Source organism: Gordonia alkaliphila, assembly GCF_039542465.1.
Classification (GTDB): Bacteria; Actinomycetota; Actinomycetes; order Mycobacteriales; family Mycobacteriaceae; genus Gordonia; species Gordonia alkaliphila.
The window spans coordinates 220823-240845 of record NZ_BAABIE010000002.1; the positions used below are offsets into that span (position 1 = coordinate 220823).

Consider the following 20023-nt stretch of genomic DNA (forward strand, 5'->3'; position numbering starts at 1 on the left):
CCACCCTTGCACAACTCAGCCGGCCGGGGTGCGTGTCTGCGGTGGAAGCCCGACGCCCAGGTCCTCGCCGAGGCTGAACGAATACTCCAGCACCTCCCCCAGCCCGGTCGGCCGCATGCCGTGCAGCAGCGCGGTGTGCACCAGCTGCGCGAGGTGGTACTCGGGATCCAGATCCAGTGCGCGTTCGACGGCGACGCTGGCGAACGCCCCTTCCCCGGACATGTAGTACAGGTGGCCGAGCAGGGTGGCCGCCGCGGCCCCCGGTCGACCGATCAGGCTGCGCGCCAAGCGCATCCACAGTTGTTCGGCCCGATCGCGCAGGTCGGTGAGCGAGAGCGCGAGGAGGACGTCGCGCGTATGCACCGAGCAGAGCGCCTCCGCGAGGGCATTCACCTCCGCGCACGACAGGTCGCCGTCGGCGCCGCGCCGCACCTGCCGCAGCACCAGCCGCGCGCCCGCCGCATCGGCTGCGCCCGGCGGCGCGGGCGCGACCATCGGCAGCACCGGCCGACAGGTGGTCGAATCGCAGTGTGCGCGCGGCTCGAGCACCGCGGCGAGGTCGTCGCGGCGCTCCAGGATGCGGCGTCCACCGAACACCGCGCGCTGCAGCGCGACGGGCGACATCAACGGATCGCTGAGCCGGCCGTGCGGCGCCACCTCCCCGGCGAACGGTGCGGGCGGACGCGAACGGCCCGCCCGACAGCGCGGCTCCCAACTGGTGAACCACCGTGCGCCCGTGGCCATTTCACCGATCACGAAGCCGGCCGACAAACCGCCCACCGCGGTGAAACTGCGTTCGACCGCGCGAAAGACCGCCGGATAGTCATCGGCCCGCGCATCGACCACCACCGCGACCACGCCGACGGCACCGTAGCCGGCGACGATCGTGCCCAGGTTCGCGATGCTGTCGCGCAGGACCGGGGCGGGCTTGCCGTCGGGCAGCAGCTCCAGATCCAGGCGCAGGGTCACCATCAACGTCCGGGAATCGGCGAAGGCCAGCAGGACCAGGGAGCGCTCGGGCCGGAAGCCGAGCAGCCCGGGGACCGCGGAGAGCAGTGGATCCGGATCGACCTGCAGGGCCGAGCCGTCGGACAGGAAGTGCGGTAGCGATGTCATGCATCCAGACTCGGCTCGGCGAGCGGGCCACGGCAGGGCCGAACCGCGGCGGTGTGGACAACAGTGGTTGCCCACAGGAGATCGCCGGGCCCCGGTGTGGAGCGCACGGGGCGGGGTCTAGCGTGCCCCGACCAGTCCGGTCGTCACACGCTGGGTCAGGGCTTCCCGCCGAAAGCGTGGGCCACCGCGGTCGCGAAGAAGTCGGCGGTCGCTGCGTTGTCGGTATCCGACGGCGTGCCGAGCATCCGCAACTGAACCACCAGGCGGACGTCGCCGCGCTGGGCCACCCACTGCGCCACGGTGGTCACCGTGTCCGAGCCCGGGGAGCGCAGCGTGCGCACCAGAGCCAGCGTGGTGACGTCGCCGTCGGCCCTCAGTTCGTCGGTGAGCTCGCTGCGGATCTCCTGCTGCCCCGTCGGGCCGCCGCGGAACTCGGGGCAGCCGCGCACCGCAGAAGCCAAGGCCTGCAACGATTCCGGCGATCGCACCACCATCTCGGTAAGCGTGCTGCTCTGGGCCGGCCCCGGACCGACGAGCACTACCGCGGTCGCGGTGTCGACCGCGGCGGGTGTGCACTCGGGCGGATTCACATCGCCGGTGGACGGTCGCAGCGTGATGTCGGAGACCGCGCCGGCCACCTGCGGGGCGGGCACCGGCGTCGCAGGCCCCGCCGGGAAGCTGTCCGCGGGCACCATCAGCGGGGTGTAGTCCGGTGCGGGTTCAGCGGATCCGGAGACCGAGCAGCCCGTCGCCAGGAGAACCACAGCGACAACTGCCGCCACAGAGGTAACAATTCTCACCACCCCACTGTGTCATCTTCGGGACCGACCGCGCGGGAATGACCCACCGTGGTTCGGCGTTACATGCATAGAGTTCCCGAACCTGGGACAATGCTCATCTGGTCTCACGCGCGGCGCGAGACCGCCGACGAAGGGAGCACCCCGATGGACGAGCAGGAGAACCGCTCGCTGTACGAGCTCGAGTTCCCCGCGCCTGCCGTGGCCGATCCGCAGGGCGAGGGCCCCGTGTTGATCCACGCGTTGGACGGCTTCGCCGATGCCGGACACGCTGTCGCGCTGGCCGCCACCCACCTGCGCGAGGCGCTCGACTGCGAACTCGTCGCGACGTTCAACGCCGACGAACTGATCGACTACCGCTCGCGTCGACCGCTGATCTCCTTCACCGGCGAGAAGTTCGACGGCATCGAGATGCCGCGCCTCACCATGCACGCCCTGGTCGACAACGAGGGCACCGGTTTTCTGCTGCTGGACGGCTCTGAGCCGGACCTGCGCTGGGACCAGTTCACCACCGCCATCGCGGCCCTCGCCGAGCGTTTCGGCGTGAGCCAGGTGGTCGGCATGAACGCGATCCCGATGGCCGTGCCGCACACCCGCCCGTCGGGCGTGATCGGGCACGGCAGCGACACCGCCGCTCTCGGCGACATGCCGCGCTGGGGCAACGAGATGAAGCTGCCCGCGAGCGCGTCCATGCTGCTGGAACTGCGCCTTGCCGAGGCCGGTTACCGCACCGTGGGCCTGTCCGCACATGTGCCGCACTACCTCGCGCAGACCAATTACCCGGCCGCCTCGGCCGCACTGTTGGCCGCTTTGGGTCAGGTCTCCGGACTCGACCTGCCGATCGCCGCACTCGAGAACGCCGCGGCCAAGGTGGCCGAGCAGATCGACGAGGAAGTCACCGGCAACGCCGAGATCAGCACCGTGGTGACAGCACTGGAGCAGCAGTACGACGCCTACCTGAAGGCCAAGGCCGACCGCGAGCTGCTGGCCGCCGACGAGGAGGATCTGCCCTCCGGCGACGAACTCGGGGCCGAGTTCGAGCGCTTCCTGGCCGAGCACGCGGCCGAGTTCGACCGCCCGAGCAATCCCGACGAAGAGGACACCCCCTGAGCGAGCAGAGTCCGCTTACTCCCCTGTCCGACGAGACCGCCGCCTTCGAGCATTTCCTTGCTTGGTGGGCGGCGCGGGGCATCGATCTCTACCCGCATCAGGAAGAGGCCTTGCTCGAGCTGATCTCCGGCGCCAACGTGATCTTGGCGACGCCGACCGGTTCGGGCAAGTCTCTCGTCGCCTCCGGCGCGGTCTATTTCGCCCGCTGTCGCGGTCAGCGCGCGTACTACACCGCCCCCATCAAGGCGCTCGTGAGCGAGAAGTTCTTCGATCTGTGCGAGCAGTTCGGCGCGGAGAACGTGGGCCTGATGACCGGCGACGCCAGCGTCAACACCGACGCCCCCATCGTGTGCGCGACGGCGGAGATCGTCGCCAACATCGCCCTGCGCGACGGTCCGAACTCCGACGTCGGCGTGCTGGTGGCCGACGAGTTCCACTACTACGGCGAATCCGATCGCGGCTGGGCCTGGCAGGTCCCGCTCATCGAACTGCCGCACACCCAGTTCCTGCTGATGTCGGCCACCCTGGGCGACGTCGACTTCTTCGCCGAGGACCTGACCCGTCGCACCGGCCGGTCCACCGTCGAAGTGACCGGCGCGCAGCGGCCGGTGCCGCTGGAGTACCGGTACGCGACCACTCCGATCCACGAAACCATCGAAGAGCTGATCACCAAGGGCCAGGCCCCGGTCTACGTGGTGCACTTCACCCAGGCGCACGCCGTCGAACGGGCCCAGGCGCTCACCTCGGCCAAGATCTGCACCAAGGAGGAGAAGGCGGCCATCGTCGAGGCGATCGGCGACTTCGAGTTCCGCACCGGATTCGGCGACACCCTCTCTAAACTGCTGCGCGCGGGCATCGGCGTCCACCACGCCGGCATGCTGCCGCGTTATCGCCGCCTCGTCGAACGGCTGGCCCAGGCCGGCCTGCTGAAGGTGGTGGCCGGTACCGACACCCTCGGGGTGGGCATCAACGTGCCCATCCGGACCGTGCTGTTCGCCGGGCTCACCAAGTACGACGGCCACCGGGTGCGCCGCCTGCGGGCCCGCGAGTTCCACCAGATCGCCGGTCGCGCCGGTCGCGCCGGCTTCGACACCATCGGCTACGTGGTGGCCCAGGCCCCCGAGCACGACGTGGAGAACGCCCGCCTCGTCGCCAAGGCCGGCGACGATCCGAAGAAGCTGCGAAAGCTGGTGCGCCGCAAGCCCCCCGAGGGCTTCGTCGGCTGGGGCGAGCAGACCTTCTTCACGCTGGTCGACGCACCCGACGAACAGCTGCGTTCGCACTTCCGGATCACCACCGCCATGCTGATGGAGGTCCTGGAACGGCCCGGCGACTGCTTCGCCGCGCTGCGCCACCTGCTCGAAGAGAATCACGAGCCGCGCAAGCGGCAATTGCGTCACATCAAGCACACCATCGCCCTGTACCGCGACCTCGTGGAGACCGGCATCGTGACCCGCCTGGACGCGCCCGCCGCCGACGGCAAGAGGGTGGAGATCTCGGTGGACCTGCCGGAGAACTTCGCCCTCACCAACCCGTTGTCGGCGTTCGCGGTGGCGGCCTTCGATCTGCTCGATCCCGAGTCGGACACCTTCACCCTCGACGTGGTCTCCATCCTCGAATCGACGCTCGACGACCCGCGGCAGGTACTGATGGCCCAGCGCAAGCGGGCCCGGGACGTCGCGATGGCCGAAATGAAGGCCGACGGCCTCGAGTACGAGGAGCGGATGGAGCGACTGGAGGAGATCACCTGGCCGCAGCCGCTCGCCGAGGAGATCGACTTCGCCTACCAGACCTACAAGGCCGGGCACCCGTGGCTCGCGAACACCCCGCCGTCGCCGAAGTCGGTGCTGCGGTACATGCGCGAGCGATCGATGACCTTCACCGAGCTGGTCAGCGAGTTCGGTCTGCAGCGCAGCGAGGGCGTGGTCCTGCGCTACCTCACCGACTGTTACCGCGCGCTGCGCAGCGGCCTGCCGATGTCGGCGGTGACCGACGACATCGAAGACCTCACCGACGAACTCGCCGACCTGATCCGCGGCGTGGACTCCAGCCTGATCGACGAGTGGGAGACGCTCACCGCCCAGGACGCCACGACCGCCTAGAGGTCCACTGACCCTAGACCAGGGTCACCTCGCCGGTGCCTGCGGCCAGCGCGGCGATCTCGGTGGCGAGTTCCGCGTAGGCCTCCCCACGCCCGGACGAGGTGCGATAGACCAATCCGATGCGACGGCCCGGCCGCGGCCGAGTGAACTCGGCGATGGACAACCCGCCGGAGGCCGTCTCCACCGCGACCGCCGTCCGGGGGATCAGCGTGACGCCGAGGCCGCCCTCCACGCACTGCACCGCGGTGGTCAACGATGCCGCCCGGGTCTGCCGCACATCCGGGTTCACCCCCGCGAGCTGGCAGACCTCGAGCGCCTGATCGCGCAGGCAGTGCCCTTCGTCGAGCAGCAGCAGCGGCAGGTCTTCCAGCATCGCCGGCGGCAGCCGCTTGCGGCCGGCCAGGCGGTGCCCGCTGGGCAGGGCGAGCACGAAGTCCTCGTGATACATCGGGATCTCGCCCATGCCCGGGGCGTTGGTCGGCAGGGCCAGCACCGCCGCATCGAGGGTGCCTTCGCGGAGCTGATCGAGCAGCCGAGCGGTCTGATCCTCCACCACCCGCAGGTCCAATTCCGGATGCACTTCCGGCAGGCCGTGCAGCAGGCGCGGCAGCAGATAGGGCGCGATCGTCGGGATCAGACCGAGTCGCATCGGGCCGCGCAACGGGTCGGCCTCACCGGCCGCGACGGCGAGGAGGTTGTCGATTCCGTCGCACGCGGCGATCGCCGACGGCAGTAGTCGCCGCCCCTCTGCGGTGAGCATCACGCGGCGCGTTGTGCGCTCCACCAGTTGCACGCCGAGACCCGCTTCGAGGCCGGCCAGGGCTTGCGACAGCGAGGGCTGACTCACGCCCAGTTCGGTTGCGGCAGAACCGAAGTGCAGCTTCTTGGCCACCGCGACGAAGGCGCGCAGTCCGCCCACCGACGGCTGATAACTCTGATTCATCATGCCTATCAATATAGTGCCTATCATCACGTTTCGCTTTTAGAGCGAATGAGGCAAAATAGAAGACACCGCACCCCCAACGATCAAGGAGTCATGACATGGCGCTGCTTACCATCGGCGATCAGTTCCCCGAGTACAACCTCACCGCTGTGATCGGTGGCGACCTCTCCAAGGTCGACGCCCAGCAGCCGGACGACTACTTCACCACCGTCTCGAGCGACGACTACAAGGGCAAGTGGCGCGTGGTCTTCTTCTGGCCGAAGGACTTCACCTTCGTGTGCCCCACCGAGATCGCTGCCTTCGGCAAGCTGAACGACGAGTTCGCCGACCGCGACACCCAGGTGCTCGGCGCCTCGGTCGACAACGAGTTCGTGCACTTCCAGTGGCGCGCACAGCACGAGGATCTGAAGACCCTCCCCTTCCCCATGCTGAGCGACCTGAAGCGTGAGCTCGTCGAGGCCACCGGCGTCCTGAACGCCGACGGTGTCGCCGATCGCGCGACCTTCATCGTCGACCCGAACAACGAGGTCCAGTTCGTCTCGGTCACCGCCGGTTCGGTCGGCCGCAACGTCGACGAGGTCCTGCGCGTCCTCGACGCCCTCCAGTCCGACGAGCTGTGCGCCTGCAACTGGAAGAAGGGTGACCCGACCATCGACGCCGGCGAGCTCATGAGCGCCTCGGCCTGATTCGGAGTACCACGATGAGCATTGACAACCTCAAGGAAGCTCTTCCCGAGTACGCCAAGGACCTGAAGCTGAACCTCAGCTCGATCAGCCGCACCACCGTGCTGAACGAGGAGCAGCTGTGGGGCTCCCTGCTCGCGTGCGCCGCCGCGACCCGCAACGCCACCGTGTTGCGCGAGATCGCCGACGAGGCGGCCGACAACCTGTCGGCCGAGGCCTACAACGCCGCCCTCGGCGCCGCATCGATCATGGGCATGAACAACGTCTTCTACCGGGGACGCGGTTACCTCGGCAAGTACGACGATCTGCGCCCGGGCCTGCGGATGAACATCATCGGCAACCCCGGTGTGGACAAGGCCCTGTTCGAGCTGTGGTCGATGGCCGTGTCGGCCATGAACGGCTGCGAGCACTGCGTCGCCGCCCACGAGAACGTGGTCCGCGAGGCCGGACTCGAGCGCGAAGCGGTGTTCGAGGCCCTCAAAGTCGCGTCCATCGTGCAGGGCGTCGCCCAGGCCGTCTCCATCGCCGAGACCCTGAGCTGAGCCGCCTGCTCTGAGAAGTCAGTACACGTGAAAGGCCCCCGCCGTAGCGGGGGCCTTTCACGTTGCTGTGTCGGTCAGGACAGCGCGGCGGCGAAGCGCTCGGCCATCTCGTTGACCTCGGCGGTGGTCATCACGAAGGCCGGCGAGATCTGCAGTGCGCCCATGCCCGCAGCGCGACCGGCGACGCCGTTCTTCCGCAGACGCAACACGGCGGCCTGAGCGTCGGACGGATCGGCCAGCTGCACGCCGGTCACCGCGCCCACGCCGGTACGCACCTCGGCCACCGCATCCAGTTCGGCGAGCGGTGCGAACGCCGCCGCCAGGTCGCCTTCGAGGCGGGTCGCCTCGTCGAGCAGACCCTCGCGCTCGATGATGTCGAAGTTGGCCATCGCCGCGGCGGCCGCGCCGTAGTGCCCGCCGTAGGTGTAGCCGTGTCGCCACCAGGTGCCGCCGGCGAAGAACGGTTCGGCGATGTGCGGCGCCGCGATCATCGCGCCCATGGGCACGTAGCCGCTGGTGAGACCCTTGGCCGAGGTGATCATGTCCGGTGCCAGATCGAAGCGGCTCGACGCGAACCAGTGACCGTGCCCGATACGGCCGTACCCGGTGACCACCTCGTCGGCGATGAACAGGACGTCGTGCTCGCGGCAAATGTCGCGCACCTCGCGGAGGTAGCCGTCCGGCGGCAGGTAGATGCCGCCGGCGCCGATGATCGGCTCGGCGATGAACGCGGCCACGTTCTCCGCGCCCACCCGCTCGATCACGCCGAGCAGCGCCTTGGCGTCGTCCCACTCGATGTTCTCGGTGTCCGGCATGAACTCGGGGCCGTAGCCCTCCCGGTTCAGCGGAATGCCGGCCAGCGCGGTACCGCCGATGTGCATGCCGTGGTACGCCTTGCTGCGGGAGACGACGAGCCGCTTCTCGGGCCGGCCCAGCTCCGTCCAGTAGCGGCGGGCGAGCTTCACCGCGGTATCGACCGCGTCACTGCCGCCCGAGGTGAACATCACCTTGGAGCCCGGCACCGGCGCCATCGCCGCCACCCGCTCGGCGAGCGCGATCAGACCGTCCCCCGCGTAGTCGCCGAAGTTCGAGTAGTGCGCCACCGTCGAGAGCTGACGGCCGACGGCCTCGCCGATCTCGGTGCGCCCGTGGCCCACGTTCGTGAACCAGAGGCCGGCGGTCGCATCCAGATACTCGTTGCCCGCATCGTCGTAGATCCGGACGCCCTCACCTCGAGTGATGACGAACGGCCCGTTGTCGGTGACCATGCCCATGTCGGCGAATCCATGCCAAAGAGAACCCATGGCTACCACTATTCCACGGCGACGTCCGATTTCCCGGCGGGCCCCGGTTCCCGGTCATCACGCTCGGATGCGCCGCTCGCCGATGCGGCCCCATAGACTCGGAGCCATCATGGCTGTCCCCGTCCTCACCTTCCCGCCGGAGCTTCCGGTCAGCGCCTCCCGCGACGAGATCTCCCGCGCCATCGCCGACCATCAGGTGGTGGTGATCGCCGGTGAGACCGGTTCGGGCAAGACCACGCAGCTGCCGAAGATCTGCCTGGCGCTGGGCCGCGAGTCGATCGGGCACACGCAGCCGCGACGCATCGCCGCCACCTCGGTGGCCCGCCGCATCGCCGACGAGACGCAGACCGAACTGGGCGACGTGGTGGGCTACAGCGTCCGGTTCTCCGACAAGTCCGGCAAGCACACCAAGATCCGCGTGATGACCGACGGTATCCTGCTGCGGGAGATCACCTCCGACCCGAAGCTGTCCCGCTACGACACGATCATCATCGACGAGGCCCACGAACGCAGCCTCAACATCGACTTCCTGCTCGGCTATCTCAAGCGCCTGCTGCCGTCCCGCCCGGACCTCAAGGTGATCATCACCTCGGCCACCATCGAGCCGGACCGCTTCGCCCGGCATTTCGCCGGCCCCGACGAGGACGTCCCGATCCTCGAGGTGTCCGGCCGCACCTACCCCGTCGAAGTGCGGTACCGACCGCCGGTGTCCGACGACGAGGACCATGCCGACCTCGACCAGATTGCCGCGATCGACGCCGCGGTCAGCGAACTGTGGTCGTCCGGCCGCGGCGACATCCTCGTCTTCCTGCCGACCGAGCGCGATATCCGCGACACCGCCGACGCCCTGTCCCGGCGCAGCGGAGCCGAGATCGTGCCGCTGTACGCCCGCCTGTCGGTCGCCGAGCAGCAGAAGATCTTCACGCCGTCCGACGGACGGCGCATCGTGCTGTCGACCAACGTCGCCGAGACCTCGCTGACCGTGCCCGGCATCCGGTACGTCATCGACACCGGCACCGCCCGCATCTCGCGCTACTCCACCCGCACCAAGGTGACGCGCCTGCCCATCGAGAAGGTCTCCCAGGCCAGCGCCCGCCAGCGCGCCGGCCGGTGCGGCCGCGTGGCGCCCGGCATCTGCATCCGCCTGTACTCCGAGGACGACTTCGACGCCCGCCCCGAATACACCGACCCGGAGATCCTGCGCGCCAACCTGGCCGCGGTGATCCTGTCGATGCTGTCACTGCGGCTGGGCGACGTCGCCGAGTTCCCGTTCGTCCAGCCACCCGAGCAGCGGGCGATCAACGGCGGCATGACGCTGCTGTCCGAGCTCGGTGCGGTCACCGGCACCGATTCGGCGCAGGCGCGGCTCACCAAGACCGGACGCGACCTGGCGCGCCTGCCGATCGACCCGCGCCTGGCCCGCATGCTGGTGGCCGGTCACGAGAACGGCTGTCTCGACCACATCCTGCCGATCGCCGCGGCGCTGTCGCTGCCGGACGTCCGAGAGTTCCCCTCCGACAAGCGCGAGGCCGCGCAGGCCGCGCACCGCGAGTACGCGGTGCCCGGCTCGGAGTTCCTCAGCCGCCTCAAGCTCTGGCACCACTTGCACGAGCAGCGGGAAGCCTTGTCGGGCAACCAGTTCCGGCGCCAGTGTGAGCGCAGCTTCCTGCACTACCTGCGGATCCGCGAATGGACGGATCTGCACCGTCAGCTCCGTCGTACGGTGTCCGACCTGGGCTGGGAGATACCGAAGACCGAGATCGATCCGTCGGCCATCCATCGCAGCCTGCTCACCGGCCTGCTCACCAACATCGGTGCGCGCCAAGGCGATACCCGCGAATACCTGGGCACCCGCGGCACCAAGTTCGCCATCTTCCCGGGTTCGGAACTGGCCAAGAAGGCGCCCTCCTTCGTGATGACCGCCGAACTGCTGGAGACCTCCCGACTGTTCGCGCACACCGTGGCCTCGATCGATCCGGAATGGGTGGAGCAGATCGCCCCCGACCTGGTGACGCGCACCTACAGCGAGCCCGCCTGGTCGTCGCGCCGCGGGGCCGTGACGGCCAAGGAGAAGGTCAGCCTCTACGGGGTACCGCTCATCGCGTCGCGCACGGTGAACTACGGCCGCATCGACCCGGTCGAGTCGCGAGCGTTGTTCCTACAGGCAGCGCTCGTCGAGGGTCGCTGGCGCACCCGGCACGAGTTCTACGCGCACAACCGCCGGCTCTTGGCCGACGCCGAGGACCTCGAGCACCGCGCCCGTCGGAACGTCCGCCTCAGCGACGGCGACCTCTACGACTTCTACGACGCCCGGATCCCGGCGCACGTCGTCTCCACCCGACACTTCGACACGTGGTGGAAGAAGGCCTCCCGCACCGATCCCAAGCTCCTCCACCTGGACGAGGCCGGTTCGGTCGCGGCCGTTCCGGCGGCCGCCGATTTCCCCGCCGCCTGGCAGCAGGGCCCGACCCGACTGGAACTGCGCTATCACTTCGCCCCCGGCGCACCCGACGACGGCGTCACCGTGCTGATCCCGCGTCCCCTGCTCGAGCACGTCCACGCGGGCGGCTTCGACTGGTTGGTCCCGGGGCTGCGCAGCGAGTTGGTCACCGCGCTGATCCGGTCCCTGCCCAAGGGATTGCGCAAGTCCCTCTCGCCGGCCCAGCAGTACGCCGATCTGGTCCTCAGCAAGATCACACCGCGCTCCGAGCACCTGCTGCCCGCCCTCGCGCGAGAACTCGGCGAGATCGCTCGCATCAGCCTGTCCCCCAGCGACTTTCGCACCGACGACCTGCCGGCCCACCTGCGCATCCATTTCGCGGTCACCGACGCCGGCGGCGCGATCATCGGCCGCGCCGACCGCTTGGAACCGCTGCGCGCCGAGTTCGGCCGTGCACCCGCCCCCGCTGCGGCCGCACCGGTGTACCGAGACTGGAAGCCGGACGGCATCGGCACCCTCGCGGAGCGCCGCGACGACGTGGTGGCCGGCCAACCCGTCGTCACCTACCCCACCCTGGCGCCCGTCGGCGACGGCGTCCGAGTGAGTGAGGCGACGTCGGCGAGCGCTCGCGACGCGGGCATCGCCGCCGGCGTCGCCCACCTGTTGGCGCAGGCGATCACCCCGTTGAACAAGAAGGTCGCCAACGGTCTGCCACCGGCCGAGCGCCTCGCGCTGAGCCAGAATCCGTACGCCGACCCGCAGCAGCTGTTCGCCGACTGCACACGTCGCGCCATCGCCGACACCCTAGCCAAGGAACCGGACGTGGCGTCGCTTCGCACCCCGGAACAGTTCGCCGCGCTGCGCGAGCGTCTGTCACCGGTGATCCGCGCCGCCGCACCGGAGTACTTCATGCACGCCGCCCGCGCCCTGGCCGCGCTCGGCCCCACCGCCCGCGCCGTCGACGCGCACAGCGGCAGCGCCGCGGCCGACGACGTTGCCGAGCAGACCGCGCACCTGATCTTCGACGGCTTCGTCGGCGAGACTCCGCTGGCGCACCTGCTCCATCTACCGCGCTACCTGTCGGCGGCCCAGGCCCGACTGAACGCGCTCCCCGGCTCCGCCGCCCGCGACAACGCCGGCCTCGACACGGTGGACCGGGTCATCGCGCACTGGAACCGACGACTCGCGGCGCTTCCTGCGCACCGGCACGACGCCCTCAACGACCTGGTTCACTGGCAGTTGGAGGAACTGCGGGTCAGCTTGTTCGCGCAGCAGCTGGGGACCTCGGGACCGATCTCGGAGAAGCGGGTGATGAAGGCCATCGAGTCCTTCGAGTGAGGCGGGCCTTCGAGTGAGGCTGATCCGCACGCAGCGGCGGTGGGTCAGCCGACCGGTTCGCGGCGCGAATCCTTGCGCAGATCGTCGATCTCGCGCTGAAAGTCGTCGGCGGATTCGAAGGACCGATAAACCGACGCGAACCGCAGGTAGGCCACCTCGTCGAGGTCCCGCAGCGGCCCGAGGATCGCCAGGCCGACCTCGTGGCTGGGGATCTCGGCCGATCCCGAGGCGCGGACGGTGTTCTCCACCGCGGCCGCCAGCTGCGCCAGCGAATCCTCGGTGACCGATCGGCCCTGGCACGCCCGGCGCACACCCTTCATCACCTTTTCCCGGTTGAAGGGCTCGGTGACGCCGTTGCGCTTGACCACCGCCAGCACCGCCGACTCGACGGTGGTGAACCGGCGACTGCATTCCGAGCACGACCGGCGGCGTCGAATCGACGCTCCGTCGTCGGAGGCGCGCGAATCAACCACTCGGGTGTCGTCGTTCTTGCAGAACGGGCATCGCATGCCCCCAGCGTACTCGGCGCCATCGCGGCCTCAGCGGTAGGCGGGCACCACGAGCGCCTGACCGGGGCGCAGTCCGCTGGCGTCGAGACCGTTCAGGTCGCGCACCGTGGCGATCACCGACGCCGCGGAGCGATCCGGAGCGATCCGCTCGGCCAACGACGACAGCGACTCACCGCTGCGCACGTGGACCACCTCGGTCTGGGCCGGCACGCCGCTGACGGCCTTCTCGTAGTCCTCACCGACCATGCCGAGCACGACGACCACGGCGGCCAGCGCGGCACCGAGGAGCACGCCGGCCGCCCAGCGACGACGCACCGCCGTCGAACGATCCACGGTGTTCGAACGGGCACGGGCCGCCCGAGCGGCGCTCGTGGTCGGCGACGCAGTGCGCTCGGCGCGCCGCGCCGGACGCGTTCGAACGCTCGGTGCCGGGCACACCGGGGTGGCGGCGGCGACCGCGCGCGGACGTCGGCCGGTGGCCCGGCAGGTGGTCTGAATCAGGGGAACGTCGCAGGTCATCGTGGTGGACTGCGGCAGCGTCGAGGCGGACGCGGGGCGGCGGGTCAGCAGCTCGGTCATCGTGGAACTCCCATCGTTCGTACGTTCGATGAACTCTTGTTCGATAGTTAACACCACGCCTCGGACATCCGCTACGACACGTCGAACAATTGTTTGATTTCTGTGACCTACTCGACTAAATTGGAGGGCGACCCCGATCGAAAGGAAGTTCGATGAACGACGGACCGCACACGTCGAACGTGGACCCGCTGTTGTCGACGGCCACCCTGGAGGCCTCACTGACGCAGCGTCAGCGCGAAGTTCTCGAGTACATCCGCTCCTCGGTGCGCGAACGCGGCTATCCGCCGAGCATTCGCGAGATCGGTGAGGCCGTCGGCCTCGCCTCCACCTCGTCGGTGGCGCACCAGCTGCGCACGCTCGAGCGCCGCGGGCTGCTCAAGCGCGATCCGCACCGTCCGCGCGCGGTGAATGTCCGCGACGAGCAGCGCACCCCGCCCCCGGCCGCCGATCAGGCGGATCCGAACGTCCCCGCACCGGCCTACGTCCCGGTGCTCGGCCGGATCGCGGCCGGCGGCCCGATCCTCGCCGAGGAAGCGGTCGAGGACGTCTTCCCGCTGCCCAAGGAACTGGTCGGCGAGGGCTCCCTGTTCCTGCTGCGCGTAGTCGGCGAGTCGATGATCGACGCGGCGATCTGCGACGGCGACTGGGTGGTGGTGCGTCAGCAGAACGTGGCCGACAACGGCGACATCGTCGCCGCCATGATCGACGGCGAGGCCACCGTGAAGACGTTCAAGCGGATCGACGGACACGTGTGGCTGCTGCCGCACAACGAGCACTTCGAGCCCATCCCGGGCGACGACGCCGCGATCCTCGGCAAGGTCGTCACCGTGATGCGGCGCCTCTGACGCCGGTTCAGCCCAATACCGCCCGGGCCGCAGCCCGGCCGTCGACGGGACTGTCGGCGGCCACTGCGGCCTGAGCGGCGGCGGCGCACTGGTCCAGCGTCACGGTCGCGAGCTTGCGACCCACCGGCGCGGCGGCGGCGGGCGCGCACGACAGCGAGCTGACGCCCAGCCCCACCAGAACGCAGGCCAACAGCGGGTCGGCGGCCGCCTCGCCGCAGACCCCCACCGGCTTGTCGGCTGCTCGGCCTGCCGCCCCGACCCGTTCCACCAGCGCCAGGACGGCCGGCTGCCACGGGTCGGTCAGCGCCGCCAATTCGGCGGACATCCGGTCGGCGGCCATCGTGTACTGCGTCAGATCGTTGGTGCCGATGGACACGAAGTCCACTTCGGCCAGGATCTTCTCGGCCTGCACCGCCGCCGACGGCACCTCGATCATCACCCCCGGAGTCAACCCGCGCTCGCGCACCTGCGCCGCGAACTCGCGGGCCTCCGCCACCGTCGCGACCATCGGGGCCATCACCCACGGCACCGCGCCGGCGCCGTCCGCGGCCGCCGCGATCGCATCGAGTTGGTGCTCACGGATCTCCGGGTGCGTCGCCACGATGCGGTTGCCGCGCACCCCCATAGCCGGATTGTCCTCGTGGGGATGGTTCACGAAACGCAGCGGCTTGTCCGATCCGGCGTCGAGGGTGCGGATCACCACCTTGTCGCCGTCGAAGGCGTCGATGACTTCGCGGTAGAGGCTCTGCTGCTGCGCCACCGAGGGCTCGTCGGGGCGCTCCAGGAAGGCCAGCTCGGTACGGAACAGTCCGACCCCGGCCAGAATGCCGAGATCGGCGGCGCTGCGCGCGGAGACACCGTCGGCCACGTTCCCCAGAATCGCCACGGCGTGCCCGTCGGCCGTGCGGCCGGGTCCGCGCCACTGCGCCACTTCGGCCGCCAACTGCTGTGCCGCCTCGACCGCCGCGGCGATCTGCTCCGCATCCGGGTCGACGCCCACCACGCCCCGTTCGCCGTCGACGAAGACCATGGCTCCCGTATCGACCCGATTCAGGTCGGCGACGGCCACGACGCACGGAATGCCGAGTTGCCGGGCGATGATCGCCGTGTGGCTCGACGGCCCGCCCAAGCGGGTGGCCAGGGCCACCACCAGCTTCGGATCCAGGCCGGCGGTGTCGGCCGGGGCCAGATCGTCGGCCAGCAGGACCGACGGCTGCTCGGGCAGTGGGATGCCCGGCTCCGGTAGGCCGAGAACCTCGGCGACCACCCGGTTGCGGATGTCGGCGAGGTCGGTGACGCGTTCGGCCATCAGCCCGCCGAGTTTGGCGAACATGTCGGAGATCGTGTCGATCGCCCGCACGGTGGCCGCGGCGGCCGGCGTGCCCTTCTCGATCAGTCCGGTGGCGGTGGCGATCCACGCGCGGTCCTTGGCCAGGGCGGCGGTCGCCGCCAGCACTTCCGCCGTACTGCCGGTGTTGGCCCGGGCCCGCGCGGTGAAGCGCTCCGCCACCGTCTCGGCTGCGGCGACGAAGCGTGCGGCCTCGGCCGCGCGCTCGGTTTCGGGAATCTCCGCGGCCGCGTCGACGTCGTACTCCGGCACGCCGGACACTCGGATCACCGGCCCGTAGGCGAGTCCGGATACGACCGGCGTGCCGACCACCGCGGCGACGGCCCCATAGTTCTGTGCGGTACTGCTCTCCACCTGTGCCATGTGATCGAGATTACAGTGAACCCTTGACTTGTCAACACGTTCACAGGTAAACACAGATATAACCAATCCAGGACGGGAGGGCTTCCGTGTACGCCGAAGAACGCCAACAGGCCATTGCCACCGAGGTGCGCAACCACGGCCGCGTCGCGGTGGCCGAACTCGCCGTGCGCTTCGACGTGACCGGGGAGACCGTGCGCCGTGACCTCGGGGTGCTGGCCGACCAGGGCGTCCTGGTCCGCGTCCACGGCGGCGCCGTCCGGCCGGATCTGGGCGAAGTGGTCGAGGAACCCGATCTGGGCCAGCGCGAACGGTCGCGGGCACCGGAGAAGTCGGCGATCGGGCTGGCCGCCCAGGCGTTCCTGCCACCCGACGGCGGCTCGGCCCTCTTCGATGCGGGCACCACCACGCTGCGCGCCGCACTCGCGGTGCCGCCCGAACGCCGCTTGACGGTGGTCACCAATGCGGTTCCGCTCGCCGGGCATCTGTCCACCCTGCCGAACTGCGAGGTGACCCTCGTCGGCGGTCGCATTCGCGGGAAGACGCAGGCCGCGGTGGGAACCGAGACCGTCGACGCACTCCGCCGGCTGCGGGTCAACCTCGCCTTCCTCGGCACCAACGGACTGAGCCGCACGCACGGCCTGTCCACCCCGGATGCCGACGAAGCCGCCACCAAGTCCGCTATGATCGCCGCCGCCGAACAGGTGGTGGTGCTGGCCGACTCCAGCAAGTTCCACCGCGAACACCTCGTGAGTTTCGGGGCGCTGAGCGACGTCGACGTGATCGTCACCGACGGTGGACTGAACCCGGCGGTGCGGCGGGAACTGCAAGACCTCGACATCGAGGTGGTGATCGCATGATCGTCACCGTGACGGCCAATCCCAGCGTGGATCGGACCATCTCCCTCGACGCACCACTCGCCCGCGGTCACGTGCAACGCGCCGCAGCGGTGACGAACCAGCCGGGCGGCAAGGGCATCAACGTGGCCCGCGCGGTGCACGGAGCCGGACTGAGAACCCTTGCGGTCCTGCCTGCGGGACCGTCGGACCCGCTGCGCATCCAGCTGGAGGCCACCGGCCTGCCGCACCGCAGCGTCCCGATCGATCAGCCGGTGCGCACCAACCTGACCATCGCCGAACCGGACGGCACCACCACCAAGGTCAACGAGCCCGGCCCCGGGCTGTCCGCCGGCGAGCTGGCCCGGCTGACCGACCTGGTCGCAGCAGCCGCCGCCGATGCCCGGTGGGTGGCGCTGTGCGGTTCCCTGCCTCCCGGAGTGCCGGACGACTGGTACGCCGCCGTCACCGCGCGCCTGCACGCGGGCGGACACCGGGTGTCCGTCGACACCTCGGGGCCGCCGCTGCTGGCGATCGCCGGTGCCCGACCCGATCTGCTCAAGCCCAACGCCTTCGAGCTCGCCGAACTGATCGGGGGCGATGGCGCCTCGCTGGAGGCCGCCGCCGAGGCCGGAGATCTGACGCCGGTCCAGTCCGCCGCGTCCGCGCTCGCCGCGCGCACCGGCGGGGCCGTCCTCACCACGCTCGGCGCGGCCGGTGCCGTGCTCACCACCGCCGAAGGCTCCTGGTTCGCGACACCGCCGCAGATCCGGGTGCGCAGCACGGTCGGTGCCGGTGACTCGTCGCTGGCCGGCTACCTCATCGCCGAGCATCGCGGGGCGTCGCCGGAGGACCGGCTGCGCACCGCGGTCGCCTACGGCTCGGCGGCTGCCGCGTTGCCCGGCACCACTCCCCCCGACCCCACCGATCTCGACCTGGCCGGCGTTCACGTCCGGCCCCTGTCCTGACGCCGCACGCACGAGAAGAAGGAACCCCTCATGGCCGAACCGATCATCACGTCCGAGCTGGTCCTGCTCGACGCGGACGCGGGTGCCGACGCGGAGGCGGTGATCGCCGCGCTCGCACAGACGCTCGGTGCCACCGGCCGGTGCACCGATCCCGACGAGCTCGTCACCGCCGCCCTCGCCCGGGAGGCGTCCTCACCCACCGGACTGCCCGGCGGCTTGGCCATCCCGCACGCCCGCGTCGACTCGGTGACCACTGCGTCGCTGGTGATGGCCCGGCTGTCGCACAAGGTCGACTTCGGCGCCGCCGACGGCCCGGCCGACATCGTCTTCCTGATCGCCGCACCGGGCGGTGCGGGCAGCGCGCACATGAAGCTGCTCAGTTCGCTGGCCCGGGCGCTGGTCCGGCCCGACTTCGTCGCAGCTCTGCGTGCGGCGCCGGACGAGGCCGCGGTCGTCGAACTGGTCGACGAGGCGGTGAACCCGCCCCCGAAACCCGCTCCCGACGCGGCACCCTCCGCAGCCGCACCGGTGCCCGCCGAGCCGGCGACCACCGCACCGGCCGAGTCCGCCGAGTCGGCGCAACAGCCCGTGCGCATTCTCGCGGTGACCGCGTGCCCCACCGGCATCGCGCACACCTACATGGCCGCCGATGCACTGTCGTTGGCCGCCGAACGCGCCGGGGTCGAGTTCAGCGTGGAGCCGCAGGGCTCGTCCGGAACCACGCCGTTCACCGCCGCCGCCCTCGAGCAGGCCGATGCGGTCATCTTCGCCACCGACGTGGGGGTCAAGGGCCGCGAACGATTCGCCGGTAAGCCGGTCATCGAATCGGGCGTGAAACGGGCCATCAACAGTCCCGACGACATGATCGCCGAAGCCGTCGCGGCCGCCGCCGACCCGCGGGCCCGGCGCGTCCCGGCCGGCAGTGGTGCCGCGTCCGAGGCCGCCGACGACGGCGGTTCGACCATCGGCCTCGGCGGCCGCCTCAAGCAGGCGCTGCTGACCGGCGTCAGTTACATGATCCCGTTCGTCGCCGCCGGCGGCCTCCTCATGGCCCTCGGTTTCCTGTTCGGCGGCTACGAGATCGCGAACGCGAGAGTCTGTGTGCCGCAAGGACTCGTCGACGGCGACGTCACGTACCCGGCGGGCTGTCTCGGCGGCATGAACGACGCCGCGTTCTACGCGCTCAACAACACCCTCTGGAATCTGCCGCCCGGCGGCCTGCTGCAGTATCTGGGCGCCGTCTTCTTCGCGATCGGCATCCTGGTGATGGCCTTCATGGTGCCGGTGCTCGCCGGCTACATCGCCTTCGCCATCGCCGACCGTCCCGGCATCGCCCCCGGTTTCGCGGCCGGTGCGGTCTCCCTCGCCGTCGGCGCCGGCTTCATCGGCGGCCTGATCGGCGGCCTCTTCGCCGGTGTGGTGGCGCTGTGGTTCACCCGCCTGAAGCTGCCGCGCTGGGCGGCCGGCCTGATGCCCGTCGTCATCATCCCGCTGTGCGTCACCCTCATCGTCGGCGGCATCATGTACATGTTCCTCGGCGGACCGCTGAGCTGGCTCAACGAGCAGATGGAAGACGGCCTCAACTCGATGTCGGGCAGCTCCAAGATCGTGCTCGGCGTGGTCGTCGGCCTGATGATGTGCTTCGACCTGGGCGGCCCGGTGAACAAGGCGGCCTACGCCTTCGCCGTGGCCGGACTCGGTCTGGCCGAGGCCGGCGAGGCCCAGTGGCAGATCATGGCCGCGGTGATGGCGGCCGGCATGGTGCCCCCGCTCGCCCTGGCGCTGGCGTCGACGGTGCTGCGTCCGAGCACGTTCACCGAGCCGGAGCGGGAGAACGGCAAGGCCGCCTGGCTGCTGGGTGCGTCGTTCATCTCCGAGGGCGCCATCCCGTTCGCCGCCGCCGACCCGTTCCGCGTGATTCCGGCGATGATGCTGGGCGGCGCGGTCACCGGCGGTCTGTCGATGGCCCTCGACGTCCAGCTCCGTGCCCCGCACGGCGGCGTGTTCGTGATGTTCGCGATGAACGGCACCTGGTGGAAGTTCCTCATCGCGCTCGCCGTCGGCACCGCGGTCTCCGCCTTCGCCGTGGTCGCCGCCAAGCAGTTCCGGCGCGCGGACGCCGAAGCCGCGCCACAGCCGATCCCCGCGTAATAGATTCAGCCCCAATCCCACCCGACACGACCCGTACCACCCATCGAAAGGT

At 70.0% G+C, this 20023-nt stretch carries 16 protein-coding genes; 9 read left to right on the forward strand and 7 right to left on the reverse strand.

All coding sequences use genetic code 11. The features are described 5' to 3' along the window. Positions 1–15 precede the first annotated feature (15 nt). Complete coding sequence (locus tag ABD989_RS02935) at positions 16–1116, reverse strand: DUF4192 domain-containing protein (RefSeq protein ID WP_345312373.1); 1101 nt, start codon at positions 1114–1116, stop codon at positions 16–18. A 155-nt stretch (positions 1117–1271) separates the two neighbouring features. Then, entirely contained in the window at positions 1272–1898 is a 627-nt protein-coding gene (locus tag ABD989_RS02940) for a hypothetical protein (RefSeq protein ID WP_345312374.1), read from the reverse strand. Between the two features lie 162 nt (positions 1899–2060). On the opposite strand from ABD989_RS02940, the gene ABD989_RS02945 reads away from it, so the two are divergent. Together ABD989_RS02945 and ABD989_RS02950 are read left to right on the forward strand one after the other, a co-directional pair. Continuing rightward, positions 2061–3023, forward strand: a complete 963-nt coding sequence (locus ABD989_RS02945) for a proteasome assembly chaperone family protein (RefSeq protein ID WP_246997054.1) — start codon at positions 2061–2063, stop codon at positions 3021–3023. Continuing rightward, positions 3020–5125 (forward strand): DEAD/DEAH box helicase, encoded by a 2106-nt coding sequence (locus ABD989_RS02950; protein WP_425556472.1) that lies wholly within the window; start codon positions 3020–3022, stop codon positions 5123–5125. Before ABD989_RS02945 ends, ABD989_RS02950 begins: the two co-directional genes overlap by 4 nt. A gap of 13 nt (positions 5126–5138) precedes the next feature. Here ABD989_RS02950 and ABD989_RS02955 read toward each other — a convergent pair whose 3' ends face one another. Continuing rightward, positions 5139–6071, reverse strand: coding sequence for a hydrogen peroxide-inducible genes activator (locus ABD989_RS02955; protein WP_246995627.1), 933 nt, complete (start codon positions 6069–6071; stop codon positions 5139–5141). Positions 6072–6166: 95 nt separating this feature from the next. On the opposite strand from ABD989_RS02955, the gene ABD989_RS02960 reads away from it, so the two are divergent. Together ABD989_RS02960 and ahpD are read left to right on the forward strand one after the other, a co-directional pair. Continuing rightward, entirely contained in the window at positions 6167–6754 is a 588-nt protein-coding gene (locus ABD989_RS02960) for a peroxiredoxin (protein ID WP_246995625.1), read from the forward strand. Between the two features lie 14 nt (positions 6755–6768). Then, entirely contained in the window at positions 6769–7293 is a 525-nt protein-coding gene (gene ahpD / locus ABD989_RS02965) for an alkylhydroperoxidase, AhpD family (protein WP_246995623.1), read from the forward strand. 74 nt (positions 7294–7367) lie between these two features. Here the strand turns inward: ahpD and ABD989_RS02970 are convergent, their stop codons facing one another. Continuing rightward, the gene (locus ABD989_RS02970) at positions 7368–8597 is read right to left on the reverse strand and encodes an aminotransferase family protein (RefSeq protein WP_246995621.1); all 1230 of its coding nucleotides are present in this window, start codon (positions 8595–8597) and stop codon (positions 7368–7370) included. A 109-nt stretch (positions 8598–8706) separates the two neighbouring features. On the opposite strand from ABD989_RS02970, the gene hrpA reads away from it, so the two are divergent. Beyond that, on the forward strand, positions 8707–12375 hold the full coding sequence (gene hrpA / locus ABD989_RS02975) for an ATP-dependent RNA helicase HrpA (protein ID WP_345312375.1): 3669 nt from the start codon (positions 8707–8709) through the stop codon (positions 12373–12375). A 44-nt stretch (positions 12376–12419) separates the two neighbouring features. On the opposite strand, the gene nrdR is transcribed toward hrpA, so the two are convergent. Both nrdR and ABD989_RS02985 read right to left on the reverse strand, forming a co-directional pair. Then, positions 12420–12884, reverse strand: a complete 465-nt coding sequence (gene nrdR / locus ABD989_RS02980) for a transcriptional regulator NrdR (protein WP_246995617.1) — start codon at positions 12882–12884, stop codon at positions 12420–12422. A gap of 30 nt (positions 12885–12914) precedes the next feature. Next, the gene (locus ABD989_RS02985; protein WP_345312376.1) at positions 12915–13463 is read right to left on the reverse strand and encodes a LysM peptidoglycan-binding domain-containing protein; all 549 of its coding nucleotides are present in this window, start codon (positions 13461–13463) and stop codon (positions 12915–12917) included. A 152-nt stretch (positions 13464–13615) separates the two neighbouring features. Between ABD989_RS02985 and lexA the strand changes: the two genes are divergently transcribed. After that, positions 13616–14308 carry a transcriptional repressor LexA gene (gene lexA, locus ABD989_RS02990; RefSeq protein ID WP_345312377.1) on the forward strand — a complete coding sequence of 231 codons (693 nt, stop codon included), beginning with the start codon at positions 13616–13618 and terminating at the stop codon, positions 14306–14308. Positions 14309–14315: 7 nt separating this feature from the next. Here lexA and ABD989_RS02995 read toward each other — a convergent pair whose 3' ends face one another. Then, positions 14316–16019, reverse strand: a complete 1704-nt coding sequence (locus ABD989_RS02995) for a phosphoenolpyruvate--protein phosphotransferase (protein ID WP_345312378.1) — start codon at positions 16017–16019, stop codon at positions 14316–14318. 86 nt (positions 16020–16105) lie between these two features. On the opposite strand from ABD989_RS02995, the gene ABD989_RS03000 reads away from it, so the two are divergent. Genes ABD989_RS03000 through ABD989_RS03010 form a run of 3 tightly spaced genes read left to right on the forward strand, consistent with a single transcriptional unit; the run spans position 16106 to position 19971 of the window. After that, positions 16106–16876 (forward strand): DeoR/GlpR family DNA-binding transcription regulator, encoded by a 771-nt coding sequence (locus tag ABD989_RS03000; RefSeq protein WP_345312379.1) that lies wholly within the window; start codon positions 16106–16108, stop codon positions 16874–16876. After that, positions 16873–17820, forward strand: a complete 948-nt coding sequence (locus ABD989_RS03005; protein ID WP_345312380.1) for a 1-phosphofructokinase family hexose kinase — start codon at positions 16873–16875, stop codon at positions 17818–17820. The genes ABD989_RS03000 and ABD989_RS03005 overlap by 4 nt, the downstream gene beginning before the upstream one ends. A 30-nt stretch (positions 17821–17850) precedes the next feature. Then, positions 17851–19971: a PTS fructose transporter subunit IIABC gene (locus ABD989_RS03010; protein WP_345312381.1), complete on the forward strand. Its 2121-nt coding sequence runs from the start codon at positions 17851–17853 to the stop codon at positions 19969–19971. Positions 19972–20023 lie beyond the last annotated feature (52 nt).

Coding starts and splice junctions, on each gene's coding strand:
- ABD989_RS02935 (WP_345312373.1), bottom strand. CDS start 1,116: ATGACATCGCTACCGCACTTCCTGTCCGACGGCTCGGCCCTGCAGGTC.
- ABD989_RS02945 (WP_246997054.1), top strand. CDS start 2,061: ATGGACGAGCAGGAGAACCGCTCGCTGTACGAGCTCGAGTTCCCCGCG.
- ABD989_RS02955 (WP_246995627.1), bottom strand. CDS start 6,071: ATGATGAATCAGAGTTATCAGCCGTCGGTGGGCGGACTGCGCGCCTTC.
- ABD989_RS02960 (WP_246995625.1), top strand. CDS start 6,167: ATGGCGCTGCTTACCATCGGCGATCAGTTCCCCGAGTACAACCTCACC.
- ahpD (WP_246995623.1), top strand. CDS start 6,769: ATGAGCATTGACAACCTCAAGGAAGCTCTTCCCGAGTACGCCAAGGAC.
- ABD989_RS02970 (WP_246995621.1), bottom strand. CDS start 8,597: ATGGGTTCTCTTTGGCATGGATTCGCCGACATGGGCATGGTCACCGAC.
- hrpA (WP_345312375.1), top strand. CDS start 8,707: ATGGCTGTCCCCGTCCTCACCTTCCCGCCGGAGCTTCCGGTCAGCGCC.
- nrdR (WP_246995617.1), bottom strand. CDS start 12,884: ATGCGATGCCCGTTCTGCAAGAACGACGACACCCGAGTGGTTGATTCG.
- ABD989_RS02985 (WP_345312376.1), bottom strand. CDS start 13,463: ATGACCGAGCTGCTGACCCGCCGCCCCGCGTCCGCCTCGACGCTGCCG.
- lexA (WP_345312377.1), top strand. CDS start 13,616: ATGAACGACGGACCGCACACGTCGAACGTGGACCCGCTGTTGTCGACG.
- ABD989_RS02995 (WP_345312378.1), bottom strand. CDS start 16,019: ATGGCACAGGTGGAGAGCAGTACCGCACAGAACTATGGGGCCGTCGCC.
- ABD989_RS03005 (WP_345312380.1), top strand. CDS start 16,873: ATGATCGTCACCGTGACGGCCAATCCCAGCGTGGATCGGACCATCTCC.
- ABD989_RS03010 (WP_345312381.1), top strand. CDS start 17,851: ATGGCCGAACCGATCATCACGTCCGAGCTGGTCCTGCTCGACGCGGAC.